The following is a 13,069-nucleotide window of genomic DNA, read 5'->3' as shown; positions in this document are numbered from 1 at the left end:
GGTCACAACGTCGTGCCGTGGTGAGGCGCAGCACGCCGCCGCCGGCGGGGCGCTGCCGCCACCGTGAACACGGCGCGCCGGAAACCACGCCGCCCGCCCGGAAGTCCCGGGCGGGCGGCGTGGCTCAGACGAACGGTCAGACGAGCTTGGAGTCGTCGTCGGCGTCGGCCAGGGAGGTGCCCTGCGGGGTCGTCTTGGAGATGACCATGAGGAACTCCGCGTTGGACTGGGTCTCCTTGAGCTTGCCGAGCACCAGCTCCAGGGCCTGCTGCTGCTCCAGGCCGGAGAAGAGGCGCCGCAGCCGCCACATGATCTTCAACTGGGCGGGGTCGATGAGCAGCTCCTCACGGCGCGTGGAGGAGGCGGCGACGTCGACGGCGGGGAAGACGCGCCGCTCGGCCAGCTGCCGCGACAGGCGCAACTCCATGTTGCCGGTGCCCTTGAACTCCTCGAAGATGACCTCGTCCATCTTGGAGCCAGTCTCCACCAGGGCGGTGGCCAGGATCGTCAGGCTGCCGCCGTTCTCAATGTTGCGGGCGGCACCGAAGAAACGCTTGGGCGGATACAGGGCGCTGGCGTCCACACCACCGGACAGGATGCGGCCGGAGGCGGGCGCGGCCAGGTTGTAAGCGCGACCCAGGCGGGTGATGGAGTCGAGCAGCACCACCACGTCCTGTCCCAGCTCAACCAGCCGCTTGGCGCGCTCGATGGCGAGCTCGGCGACGGTGGTGTGGTCGGAGGCGGGCCGGTCGAAGGTAGAGGCGATGACCTCTCCCTTGACCGTGCGCTGCATGTCGGTGACCTCCTCGGGGCGTTCGTCAACGAGCACCACCATCAGGTGCGCCTCGGGGTTGTTCACGGAGATCGCGTTGGCGATCTGCTGCAGGATGATCGTCTTACCGGCCTTGGGCGGGGAGACGATCAGTCCACGCTGGCCCTTGCCGATGGGGGCGACCAGGTCGATGATGCGCGGGGTCAACGCCTTCGGAGTGGTTTCCAGACGCAGCTGCTCCTGCGGGTACAGGGGGGTGAGCTTGGTGAACTCGGGACGACGCTTGGCGCGCTCCGGATCCATGCCGTTGACGGTCTCCACCGACACCAGCGGCTTGTACTTCAGCCGGTTTGTGCGGTTCTGACGACGACCGCGCCCGGAGCCGGGGTTGGGGCCGGAGGCATCACCGTTCTCGCGCACCCAGCCGGTGATGGCGTCGCCTGCGCGCAGACCGTTGTCCTTGATCTGTTGGGCGTTGACGTACACGTCCTTCGGTCCGGGCAGGTAGCCGGAGGTACGCAGGTAGGCGTGCTGGTGGTCGGCCATGTCGAGGATGCCGGCTACCGGCAGCAGGACCTCCTCCTCGCGGGCCTGTTGCTGGCCCCGGGAGTCCTGGTTGCCGTCAAAGTCCCGGCCGTCACGATCGCGGCGCTTGCGGCCCCGACGCCGACGTCCACCGCGGTTATCCTCTTCGGCCTGGGCCTCCCAGTCGTTGCCGCCGCGACGACGACGCTCGCCGAGTTCGACGGCGGGGTTGCCGGTGGCGTCGGCCAAGTCGCGCATCAGGGCGGCCTTGGCGTCGGCGTGATCCTCGGCGGCATCCTCGTTGCCGTTGCGGCGCTCGGGGGCGCCGGAGGGGGCCTGGGCGCGGCGCCGGGGGCGACGGGGGCCATCGTGCCCCTCGTGCGCCTGGGGTTCGCGGTGAGCCGGGCGGCCGCCCCGGCTGGGCTCCGCGGCGAGCTCAGGGGCCTGCGAGCGCTCGGGAAGGTCTAGTACCAGGGGGACCTCCGCTGTGGAGGACACGTCCTGGGGGGCGCCGGCAGCGGCGGTTACGCGGCGGCGGGAACGGCCGCGGGCAGCGCGCTCGCCGGCCTGCGGCGCGGGCGATTCAGTGTCCGCCTGTGCGGCGGGTGCTGGCGCCGCCGGCGCGGTGACGGCGGCATCGGCGCTGTTCTCCGGAGCGGAGGCGGCGGTCTTGCGGGCGGCCCGACCGCGGCTCCGGATGGGAGTAGCGGACTCGATCGGCTCGGTCTGTTGCGCCGTCGGGGTGGCGGCGGAGTTGCCGGACTGGTGTTCGCGGATGGCGGCGATGAGTTCGCTCTTCCGCATACGTGAGGTGCCCTTTAGCCCCATGGTTGAGGCGAGCTGCTGAAGCTCGGCCAGCCGCATGGTGGACAGCGGAGGGCGGGCGCTGGAAATCTCGGTCACGAGTGTCCTTAACGGTGTGAGCATCCGCCAGGTAAGGCAGATGTATCTGGGACTGTCCCGGAATATCACGGGATGAAGTCGTGCACCAATGAGGTCCATGGCAGGGCCTGCGGCCTCAGCCTGGTGCGCATACGGCGTGCCGCTTCGTTTCGGCTTACCGTCGGTGCAAACACTAGCAGACCTTGCGCGTGGTTCGACTCGCGACGCGATGCACAGGGAGTGTGAATCCTCTCCCCTTTGCTAGATGACATTACTGGGTGACATCAGCGCAGCGGCCCAACCAGCTGCGCGCCGTCCAGGTCAATGCCGGGGCGCAGCACCATCCACCCGTGCCGCTCCAGGGTGAAGCGGGTCTGCTGGGATAGGTCCGCCAGCACGAGCACCGTGGGGCCGGCGCCGGATATGACCGCCGGGTAGCCCTGCTCGCGCAGTGAGTCCATGACGGCCATGGAGGCGGGCAGGACGCCGCGCCGGTACTCCTGGTGGAGGCGGTCCTCGGTCCCGGCCATCAGCAGATCCGGTCGGCCCGCGAGCGCCAGCATGAGGATGGCGGCACGGGAGGTGTTGAACAGGGCGTCGGCGCGCGGCACCGAGTCGGGCAGGACCTTGCGCGCCTCCTCGGTGCTCAGCCGCGTCGTCGACGGCGGCACGAGCAGGCTGACCGCCAGGCTCGCGTCCACGGGCATGGGTGCGGCACGCGGGGTTCCGTCCGTCTCGATCCAGGCGACGGTGGCTCCGCCGAATACGGCGGGGGCGACGTTGTCGGGGTGCCCCTCGAAGCCGGTGGCGATCCGGAAGATCTCCTCATCGGGCAGTGCGTCCGGGTCTGACAGTAGGCCGCGGGCGAGCATCAGGCCGGCTACGGCAGCGCTCGCCGAGGAGCCCATACCGCCGCCGTGGGGGATGCGGTTGATGCAGCGCATCTCGAAACCGGCCTGCGGCGCGCCGGCGGCGTCCAGGCCGGCGCGCAGGGCGCGCACCACCAGGTTGGAGTCGTCGGTGGGGACGACTCCCTCCCCCACGCCTTCGACAGTGACGTTGGTGGGGCCCACAACGGGGCGAACCTCGACCTCGTCGTAGTAGGTGAAGGCCATGCCGAAGGAGTCGAAGCCGGGGCCCATATTCGCGGTAGTTGCGGGCACGCGCACCGCTGCGCGCTCGTTGGCCAGTCTCATTGCGGCGTCACAGCCCCTCGACGCGGCGGGTGGAAACGACCTCGGCGACGCGTTCCTGCGCCCGCAGCCCGTCCACGGCCGCCTCCAGCCGGGACACGGGGGCGGCGTGAGTGACGATGGTGACCAGCGCCAACTCGTCGCCGACATCCACATAGCTGGCCTGCCGCACGGAGTTGATGGACACGTCGTGATCGCCGAAGACCTGGGCGACGGCGGCCAGTGAGCCGGGTGCGTCGGCCACCCGGAGCTGTATCTGGTAGCGGGTCAGGGCCTGCTCCGGGGCGAGGATGGGCAGGTCGGCGTAGCTGGACTCGCGGGGCGCCTGCCCGCCGTTGACGCGGTGGGCGGCGGCGGCGACGACGTCGGAGAGTACGGCGGAGGCGGTGGGGGCCCCGCCGGCTCCCTGCCCGTAGAACATCAGGCGGCCGGCGGCCTCGGCGTCCACCAGGACCGCGTTGAAGCCGCCGTGGACGCTGGCCAGCGGGTGGTCGGCCGGGACCAGGGCGGGATGTACGCGCACGGAGATGCCCTCTACGCCGTCGGGCTCGCTGCTGACCCGCTGGGCGATGGCCAGGAGCTTGAGCTCGCAGCCGGAGGCGTGAGCCTCGCGGATGTCGTCGGCGGTGATGGAGCGGATACCCTCGACCTCGACGTCGTCCATTCCCACTCGGGTGTGGAAGGCGAGGGAGGCGATGATGGCGGCCTTGGCGGCGGCGTCGAGACCGTCGACGTCGGCGGTGGGGTCGGCCTCGGCGTAGCCGAGTTCCTGGGCGGCGGCCAGGGCGGCGTCGAATGACAGACCCTTGGTGCTCATCTCGTCCAGGATGTAGTTGGTGGTGCCGTTGACGATGCCGAGCACACTGGTGACGCGGTCACCGGCCATGGACTCGCGCAGGGCGTAGACCACCGGGATGGCGCCGGCGACGGCGGCCTCGTAGTAGAAGTCGGTGTTGGCGGCTGCGGCCGCCGCGTACAGCTCGGGGCCGTGGGCGGCGATGAGTGCCTTGTTTCCGGTGATGACGCTGGCCCCGGATTCGAAGGCCGCCAGGATGAGGGTGCGGGCCGGCTCGATGCCGCCGATGAGTTCGATGACGATGTCGTTGGAGGTGGCGACGGACTCGGCGTCGTCGGTGAGCAGCTGGCGCGGGACCGCCTCGTCGCGGGGGGCATCGACATCGCGCACGGCCACGCCGGTGATCTCCAAGCGGGCACCGGAGCGGGCGGCGAAGTCGTCGGCCTGTTCCAGCAGCAGGCGGATCACCTGGGTGCCGACGGTGCCGGATCCGAGGACTCCGACGCGCAGTGTGGGGCGGTCGGCCGCACCGGCGGCGCGCCTGGCCGGCTGCGCAGGTCTTGCTACCCGGCCTGGGCGGAGCGCGGCCGACGGTGGGGCGTCCTGGGGTGCCTGCTGATTCAAGGGAACCACCTCGCGAATGTGTGCGGGCTCGCCGGGCGGACGAGCGTGACTCGGCACAGCATAGGCGGCGCCATCGAGCAGGCGCCGCCGCCTCTCACATCGACACCGAGGTCGGTCGACAGTTACATGCCGAGATCAGTCAGGGTGGGCATCAGCGCAGACCATGCAGCACCTTGGCGCTGAGGACACCCCAGCCGGCCAGCGCCGACAGGCTCAGCGCGAGCCCCGAGGCGTTGTACAGGGACGGGGTGACGGCGACGGCTAGCAGCAGGCCGACCAGCATGCAGGTCAGCAGCGCCCAGACAACCAGCATGCCGTCGCTTCCCCGCCCGACGGTGCCGCGGCGCTGCCCCGTCGGCTCGTCATGGCGTCCCCACGCCGGGGGCGGGGTCTCCAGGGAAGAACGCATCGTGTCCATATCCCGACAGTAAGGAAGATCTCATCCGCGCAGTACATCCCCGGGGTGGAATCACAGCTCCCATCCCTCCTCCTCAAGGAGTAGGGGCCTTCCCCTATGACTCGGTGCGCACGGCACCCCGCCGAGCAGACTCTTGTAGAGCATGTAGAACATTTGGGATAATCCAGTCATGAACGCTCAACCCGTGGGCAGCCCGCATGGCACCCCGGCGCAGTCCTCCGGCTCCGGCCCCGCCGTCGCTGCCAGCAACCGCACCGTCAGCCTGCGCGAACTCAACCAGCGCTCCGGACGCATCGTCGCCGACGTCGTCTCATCCGGTCGCCCCGTCACCATCACCGACCGTGGCCGCCCGGTCGTCCGCCTGGTGCCGATCGAGCCCGAGGAGACTCCCTATGAGCGTCTGCTGCGCGAAGGACTCATCCAAGAGGCCACGCACGAGCGAACCGGCCCGCTGCCCAGTATCAATGTTCCAAACGGCGCTCAGCTGTACGCCGACTTCATGGCTGAACGAGAGGAAGAACGGTGATCTACCTTGATACCTCCGCCGTGCTCCTAGTGCTCCTGGCCCAACCCGGTCATGAGGCGGTCTCCGCTCACCTCGCTGCTACGGAAGACAGGCTGCTCTCCTCGGCATTACTAGAACTCGAGGTATTCAGGGCGTTGCGCCGGGAGAAGCATGCACTGGCCGTTGCTGACACGGCACTGCGGATGATTGGGCTATGCGCAATCAATGACGCCGTGATAGACCGAGCCAAGGCACTGACCGGCGAGCTCAAGTCGCTGGATGCGATTCACCTGGCCACAGCCCTCATCCTGCATGACCCGCGCGACCCGGTGACGGTCCTCACTCATGACGCGCGCCTGGCCAAAGCCGCCCGCGCACAAGGGCTCCGCGCACTCGACCCGGCAGAACCGTCGGCCTAGTCTCCCTCCAGGGCGAGCAGGTCGGCGATGGTCTCCGGGCGCAGCACCCAGCCCTGCCGGCCGTCCTCAACCCAGGCGACGCCGGGCCGGGTGAACAGGTTGTAGTTGGAGGCCATGGAGCGCCCGTAGGCGCCGGTCGCCGGCACCGCAAGAACATCGCCGACGGCCAGGTCTGCGGGCAGGTCCACGTCGCGCACGACCACGTCGCCGCTCTCACAGTGCTTGCCGACCACGCGAGCACGCACCAGTCCTGCCTCCGGGTCGGGGCGCCGGTTGGCCACCAGGGCCGTATAGGCGGCGTCGTACAGGGCGGGGCGGATGTTGTCGCTCATGCCGCCGTCCACGCTCACATACAGGCGGGCGGCCCCCTCCCCCAGCTGGACGCGCTTGAGCCCGGTCACCGTGTACAGGGTGACCATGGCCGGCCCGGCGATTGAGCGGCCGGGCTCAACCGACACGTGCGGCACGGCGTCCCCGAGTTCGGTGCACGTCAAGTGGACCGCCTCGGCCAGGGCGCGGGCGACCTCGGCGGGTGAGGGCGCGACCGGGTCGGCGCCGGTGTAGGCGATGCCGTAGCCGCCGCCCAGGTCCACCTCCTCGCACAGCACCCCGGTGGCCGCGGCGATCTGGTGGCGCAGGCGCAGCACGACGCCGACCGCCTCCCGGAATCCGGCCAGGTCGAAGATCTGGGAGCCGATGTGGGAGTGCAGCCCGTGCAGGGTCAGCTCCGGGGCGGCGACGACGGCGCGGGCGGCGTCCAGCGCCGCGCCCGTGGCCACGGAGATGCCGAACTTCTGGTCCTCGTGGGCGGTGGAGATGTACTCGTGCCCGCCGGCGTGGATGCCGGTGGTCAAGCGCAGCATGACCGAGCCGGTCTCCGCGGGGGCATAGTGGCCGGTCTCGCGCAGTTCGCGCACGGCGGCGGCCGCCAACTCGATCTCCTCGGCCGAGTCCAGAACCAGGTGCCCCACCCGGTGGGCGAGGGCGGTACGGATCTCGGTGCGGGTCTTGCCGTTGCCGTGCAGGCCCAGTCGGCCGGCGCGCAAGGTGGCCTCCTCGCCGTCGAGAGCGGCGAGCGCGGCCACGCCCACGGCCAGCTCACCGGCGGAGGCGGTGTCGATGCCCATGCCCTCCGCCAAGACGGTGCGGGCCACGCGGGTCGTCAGGAAGGCCTTGCCGGCGTAGTAGGCCTCGCCGCCGACCATGCCGTAGCCGGACCAGAACTCCTCCGCCATGGCGGCGGCCCAGGTGGCGGCGCGGCCGCGCAGGTCGGCCTCGTCCAGGACGAACACGGGGGTGGGGGCGTCGGCGAGTATCTCCCCCACGCTGCGCCCGCCGATCTCCAGCGCGCCGTCGGCGCCGCGCCGGGCCGACCATGGCCACAGGTCGGGGCGCGCCTCGGGCTCGGGGGCGGCCAGGGTGCCGAGAGGGGCCTCGCCCGCGGGTACGGCGCCCATCACATGCGCTCCGGGGCGGTCACGCCCAGCAGGCCGAGGCCGTTGGCGATGACCTGCCCGACGGCGTCGTTGACCCACAGACGGGCGACGTGCCCGGCGTCGACCGGATCGTCGCCGCGCGGGGTGACGCGGGTGGCGCCGTACCAGGTGTGGTAGGCGGCGGCGAGCGTCTCCAGGTAGCGGGCCACGCGGTGCTGCTCGCGCAGGGCGGCGGCCTGGGCGACGATGGCCGGATACTGGGCGAGCACACCCAGCAGCTGAGAGTCGTGGGGGGTGTCCAGCTGGGCGGGGTCGAAGCCGGCGTCGCGGCTCACGCCCCGCTCGGCGGCGTTGCGCGCCACGGAGCGGATGCGGGCGTGGGCGTACTGGACGTAGTAGACGGGGTTGTCGTTAGAGGTGGAGGCCAGCAGATTCAAGTCGATATCGATCATGGAGTCCATGGAGGAGCGGGCCAGCGCGTAGCGGGCCGCGTCCACGCCGACGGCGTCGACCAGGTCCTCCAGCGTAACCACGGTGCCGGCGCGCTTGGACATGCGCACCGGCTGCCCGTCGCGCACCAGGTTGACCAGCTGACCGATGATGATCTGCATGTTGACGCCGGGCTCGTCGCCGTAGGCGGCGCACATGGCCATCATGCGGCCGATGTAGCCGTGGTGGTCGGCGCCGAGCAGGTAGATGGCGCAGTCGGCGCCGCGGGCGCGCTTGTCCAGGTAGTAGGCGACGTCGGCGGCGAAGTAGGCGGGATCGCCGTCGGACTTGATCAGGACGCGGTCCTTGTCGTCGCCGAAGTCGGTGGTGCGCAGCCAGGTGGCGCCGTCAGCCTCGAAGATGACACCGCGCTCACGCAGGCGGCCGATGGCGCGCTCGACGGCGCCGGAGGTGTGCAGGGAGTCCTCGTGGAAGAAGACGTCGAAGTCGGTACGGAAGTCGTGCAGTTCGGCCTTCACGGCGGCGAACATCAGGTCGACGCCGCGGGCCCGGAAGACCTCGGTGGCCTCGACGTCGGGCAGGGTGGCGGGGTCGGGACGGCCGGCGCCGGCCTCGTCCGCGGTTACCCGGGCGGCGATCTCACCGATGTAGGAGCCGCCGTAGCCGTCCTCGGGGGTCTCCTGGCCGCGGGCGGCGGCGAGCAGGGAGCGGGCGAAGCGGTCGATCTGGGTGCCGTGGTCGTTGAAGTAGTACTCGCGGGTGGCCTCGGCACCGCAGGCGGTCATGATGCGGGCCAGGGAGTCGCCGACGGCGGCCCAGCGGGCCCCACCCAGGTGCACCGGGCCGGTGGGGTTGGCGGAGACGTACTCGAGGTTGATGTGCTGGCCGGCCAGGGAGTCGTTGGTGCCGTAGGCGGTGCCCGCGGTAAGGATGGTGCGGGCGAGCTCGCCGGCGCTGGCGGCGTCCAGGCGGATGTTGAGGAAGCCGGGTCCGGCGACCTCGGCGGAGGCCACGCCGTCCAGGGCGCCTACGCGCTCGGCCAGCAGCTGGGCCAGGGCGCGCGGGTTGGTGCCGGCCTTCTTGGCCAGCTGCATGGCGACGTTGGTGGCCCAGTCACCGTGCTCGCGGGAGCGGGGGCGCTCGACCTTGGGGACCGGCACCTCCTCCACGGGCAGGGCGAGGCTGCCGTCGGTGACGGCGGCGATGAGGACGTTGCGGATCGCTTCGGCGAGCTCTTCTGGGGTCACGCGCGCCAGCGTACCGGCACCGCCCCAACGCGCCGAAACCGGCGCCACTCACGCACCGAGCTCGGTAGACGTTACGTGCCGAGGTCGGTCGATATGGCTCGGTCATGCCGCCGGGCGCCCGGGAGGGCGGGGCGTCAGCTCCCGGAGGGCCAATGCTCCAGCAGCTTCTCGGCATCCTCCGGGCGCCCTGCCGCCTGGTAGGTACCGACGAGTATGTGGCGGCTGGTCAGAGTGTCGGGGTGGTCGGACCCCAGCACACGCACGCTATCCTCCACCACCCGCTCCAACAGGCCAATCGCCTCCTCAACCCGACCCGCCGCCTGGTAGGCGCCAGCAAGATTGTGGCGGCTGGTCAGAGTGTCGGGGTGGTCGGACCCCAGCACACGCACGCTATCCTCCACCACCCGCTCCAACAGGCCAATCGCCTCCTCAACCCGACCCGCCGCCCGGTAGGCGCCAGCGAGATTGTGGCGGCTGGTCAGAGTGTCGGGGTGGTCGGACCCCAGCACACGCACGCTATCCTCCACCACCCGCTCCAACAGGCCAATCGCCTCCTCAACCCGACCCGCCGAGTAGTAGGCGCCTGCAAGATTGTTACGGCTGCTCAAGGGCTGGGGGTGGTCGGACCCCAGCACACGCACGCTATCCTCCACCACCCGCTCCAACAGGCCAATCGCCTCCTCAACCCGACCCGCCGCCTGGTAGGCGCCAGCGAGATTGTGGCGGCTTATCAGAGTGGCGGGGTGTTCCGGACCCAACAGCTGCAGGCGGTCCTGAAGGACCTGCTGGTACAGGTCGACAGCCTCGGCGATACGGCCTGCTGCCTGGTGGGCGTAGGCGAGGTTGTTGCGGCTAGCCAGGGTGTTGGGGTGGTCGGGCCCCAGGATGCGCAGGCGGTCCTGTAGGACCTGCGCGAACAGGCCGATGGCATCGGTGACCCGCCCCGATGCCTGGTACGCGTCAGCGAGCGCCTCTAGACCATCGAGATGCTCATTCCCCTCCGGAATCGTCGAGAGCGCCGCGGCAGCCTCATCCAGATGCCACCCGGCCGCCAACCAACGCACATGCATGAGGCGACTTTGCAAAGACTGCACCTCGGCATCAAGCCGTTCGGCGCGAGACAACCACGCCTCCTGTGACTCCGCCTGCGGAACATCCCCCACTTCCATCAACGCACGTCCAAGCAGCATCAGTCGCATTGCGGTGATGCCGTCTTCCTCGCCATAGCGCAGCTCTATCGCCTGCCGCAGCGTGCTCGGCAGGCTCATAACCGGTTCCGCATCGCCACCGGCAAGAGCGGCAAGAGCGTCCTCGACCCGCCCCAGCAGGGCAAGCGAAGGGCGGCGCACCGCCGGAAGGCTCGTCAGGCCGTGCACAAGGCCGAGCGTCTCATCCTTGTCGATCATTTCCAGCGCAGCGCTGGCGTACTCAGTTTCACTCGATGCCCGCAGTTCCTCGGCGTCGAACCAGTTGACCAGGAACTCAATGATGAGCTTAAGCGGCTCACCACGGGACTCCTTGAGCTGGAAGGCGAGTCGAGCCAGCGGCTCGGCCAGCTCGTAGTAGGTCCTGCGCCGGTCGAGTAGATGGGCGAACGGGGTTGAGACCGCGGCGAGCCAACCCTGGTCCGTCAGATCGTTTACCGACTTGGCCACGCTGCGCTGATCTGCGCCCACTCGCTCGGCAATCGCCTTAACCGGCAGTGGCCGGTCGGCCGCCGCCAGTTCGGCGACGACGAGTCGCTGCTGCGGCGAGAGCCGTGCCAGCCGCTCCTGGTAATAGGGGGTGAGATCATCGAAGCGGGTGAGCAGAAGGTCGGTGATGTTATCCACCTGATCCACCGTCAGCACGCTGCCCAGCAGCGCCCACAACCGTGGCTGGCCGCCTGCAAGATGCGCGATGGTATGAATACGCGCTCCGGCGTCGGCATCTTCCAGCCGCTCCTCCAGCGCACTGTCCCCGTCCTCGCGGGCGAGAGCCCGCAGCATGGCCTGGGCCTCCCGGGCGGAGAAGGGCTCAAGGCGGAACGTGTCGAAGAAGTCGAAGAAAGGGAAGGCCTCATCGGCGAGCGTCCGGTCCAACGTCGTCGTCGAACCGATCAGGAGGATGCCGGACTCGGTCTGGAAGAGATTCCGCAGGCGCTGCTGGCCTAGGTCGCCAATCGCATTGAGGATCTGGTCCATGTTCTCCATGAGCAGCAGTACCGGGCCGTTGGTACGTAGCGAGGCGCGCAGTTGCACATCGAGCTGGTCCTCGCTGAGAGGCGAGTCGGACTCCTCGCCTACCGCGCTAAAGATTGCCGCCAGCAGTCTCCCGTAAGACGCGATCGTCCATGGATCCTCGGGCAACCACGCTATGCGCATTCGTTGGCCGCCCTCGATCAGGCGGCGGGCGCGATGTGCAACCAGGGCGATGAGGTGCGTCTTTCCCGCCCCCCGCGGCCCAACCAGGAGGGTGTGATGCGGGCTCGGAGTGGTTCCCAGCGCCTCCACGCGGTCCACAAGCCGGGCCAGGATCCGCTCGCGTGCCACGAATAGGCGCTCGAGCTTCTCACCGGGCATGGTGGAGGGGGTGTATCGAGAGATCGTAGTCATGGACGCTCCAGGAGATTGTGCTTACGTGCCCAGATGTAGGCGAAGGCCGGATAACGCCAGCGCACGCGCGAGCCGCGACGCTCAAGGTAATGGTCGCTGCACAGCAGCCCGACAACCTCATCCAGCTCTTCCGAGGAATCGCCTTTAAGGGCCTCAGTCAGTAGAACCCACACCCTCGGTGCGGCCGTGGCCGTAGCGCTGAGCACTCGCGCGGCGAGCCGCGCGTTCTGCCCGTAGTACACGCGCACCCGCTCCTCGAAATGTTTCAGATGCCGGAAGTCGTCCGGATCATCAATGATGTCTTCAAATGCCTCCCTGACCTCCTGCGGCCCGAGCGTTCCCCCAGCCCGATCAAGGCCGCGGGCAACGGCGTGCATTATGAAGGGGACACCGCCCGCCACCCCTACCAGCTCAGCGACAACAAGGTCGGAAGGCATCTGCCCAATGCCGCGGAGAAGCGCTTGCGCTAGCTCGCGCGCCTCACCATCGGGCATGGGTCCGAGGTGCAGCGCCTCCAGGTCATTGATGTCGCCACTGGTTGTCCCCGCTTGCTCAAGCACGTGATGGAAGCCGACGGAGCCGGTGACGATCCAGCGCACTCGGGTGTACTGCTGCCTGAGCCGACGCAGAGTCTGCAAAAGCTCCTTAGCCGCCTGCGGACCTTCGTTGCTTGCAATATTGTCGATCGCCATGGGCACCTCATCCATGAGGATCAGCGGGATGGCCGAGTCATCGCCTTGGTCTAGCGTTTCAAGGATGTCGGTCAGCAGGCGCAGCGGCGGGGTCTGGCGGTGGTAGGTCTTGAGAGTCAATCCGGCAACCCCAACCGTATCGACGTGGTCGAACACCGTTTTGAGGAACTCGCGGACCCGCACCGGCAGCTCCGGGTTCCCACACAGCACCCCTGCGGTCACCACGAGGAAGCGCTCCGTAGTCCCCACGCCCTCGTAGTCGATGAAGTAGGGCTGGAAGGCGGTCTCCCTGGCAGCGAATGCTCGCAGCCAGTAGGTCTTGCCCATGCGTCTGGGGTCCGTGAGCAGGAGATTCACCCCTGCCAACAGCCGCTCGCGGGCGCGGTCACTGACCGCAACGCGCCCCACGAACTTCTTGGGATCGCGGGCATTTCCGGGCTGCGGCACCACAGCGAGGCGAACCGGTTCCATGACAACCTCCGATGTACGTCGAATCTCCCGTACAAACATACGTGA

Annotated in this window: 10 protein-coding genes; 2 read left to right on the top strand and 8 right to left on the bottom strand. The window is 69.2% G+C overall.

The annotated features are described in order from the left end of the window. Positions 1-136: 136 nt before the first annotated feature. The 4 genes from rho to C3B71_RS05860 all read right to left on the bottom strand — a co-directional run bounded on the left by rho (position 137) and on the right by C3B71_RS05860 (position 5,210). Positions 137-2,200, bottom strand: a complete 2,064-nt coding sequence (gene rho / locus C3B71_RS05875; RefSeq protein WP_108966752.1) for a transcription termination factor Rho — start codon at positions 2,198-2,200, stop codon at positions 137-139. A gap of 263 nt (positions 2,201-2,463) precedes the next feature. After that, positions 2,464-3,375, bottom strand: coding sequence for a homoserine kinase (gene thrB / locus C3B71_RS05870; protein ID WP_108966750.1), 912 nt, complete (start codon positions 3,373-3,375; stop codon positions 2,464-2,466). A gap of 7 nt (positions 3,376-3,382) precedes the next feature. Beyond that, positions 3,383-4,678, bottom strand: a complete 1,296-nt coding sequence (locus tag C3B71_RS05865; protein ID WP_073327749.1) for a homoserine dehydrogenase — start codon at positions 4,676-4,678, stop codon at positions 3,383-3,385. Positions 4,679-4,943: 265 nt separating this feature from the next. Next, positions 4,944-5,210, bottom strand: coding sequence for a hypothetical protein (locus tag C3B71_RS05860; protein ID WP_108966748.1), 267 nt, complete (start codon positions 5,208-5,210; stop codon positions 4,944-4,946). 169 nt (positions 5,211-5,379) lie between these two features. On the opposite strand from C3B71_RS05860, the gene C3B71_RS05855 reads away from it, so the two are divergent. Together C3B71_RS05855 and C3B71_RS05850 are read left to right on the top strand one after the other, a co-directional pair. Continuing rightward, complete coding sequence (locus C3B71_RS05855) at positions 5,380-5,736, top strand: type II toxin-antitoxin system Phd/YefM family antitoxin (RefSeq protein ID WP_108966745.1); 357 nt, start codon at positions 5,380-5,382, stop codon at positions 5,734-5,736. Next, positions 5,733-6,134, top strand: a complete 402-nt coding sequence (locus C3B71_RS05850; protein WP_108966743.1) for a PIN domain-containing protein — start codon at positions 5,733-5,735, stop codon at positions 6,132-6,134. Before C3B71_RS05855 ends, C3B71_RS05850 begins: the two co-directional genes overlap by 4 nt. On the opposite strand, the gene lysA is transcribed toward C3B71_RS05850, so the two are convergent. The 4 genes from lysA to C3B71_RS05830 form a co-directional block, all read right to left on the bottom strand. After that, a complete protein-coding gene (gene lysA / locus C3B71_RS05845; protein ID WP_395994423.1) occupies positions 6,131-7,591 on the bottom strand; it encodes a diaminopimelate decarboxylase in 1,461 nt (486 codons plus the stop codon). The two genes, C3B71_RS05850 and lysA, sit on opposite strands and share 4 nt — an antisense overlap. Then, positions 7,591-9,267 carry an arginine--tRNA ligase gene (gene argS, locus C3B71_RS05840; protein ID WP_108966739.1) on the bottom strand — a complete coding sequence of 559 codons (1,677 nt, stop codon included), beginning with the start codon at positions 9,265-9,267 and terminating at the stop codon, positions 7,591-7,593. Before argS ends, lysA begins: the two co-directional genes overlap by 1 nt. A gap of 134 nt (positions 9,268-9,401) precedes the next feature. Next, a complete protein-coding gene (locus C3B71_RS05835; RefSeq protein WP_108966737.1) occupies positions 9,402-11,861 on the bottom strand; it encodes a tetratricopeptide repeat protein in 2,460 nt (819 codons plus the stop codon). After that, positions 11,858-13,024, bottom strand: a complete 1,167-nt coding sequence (locus C3B71_RS05830; RefSeq protein WP_108966734.1) for a hypothetical protein — start codon at positions 13,022-13,024, stop codon at positions 11,858-11,860. Before C3B71_RS05830 ends, C3B71_RS05835 begins: the two co-directional genes overlap by 4 nt. Positions 13,025-13,069 lie beyond the last annotated feature (45 nt).

It is taken from the genome of Actinomyces sp. Z16 (genome assembly GCF_003111765.1).
GTDB classification, from domain to species: Bacteria; Actinomycetota; Actinomycetes; order Actinomycetales; family Actinomycetaceae; genus Actinomyces; species Actinomyces glycerinitolerans.
This window is presented reverse-complemented; position numbering and strand designations above follow the sequence as displayed.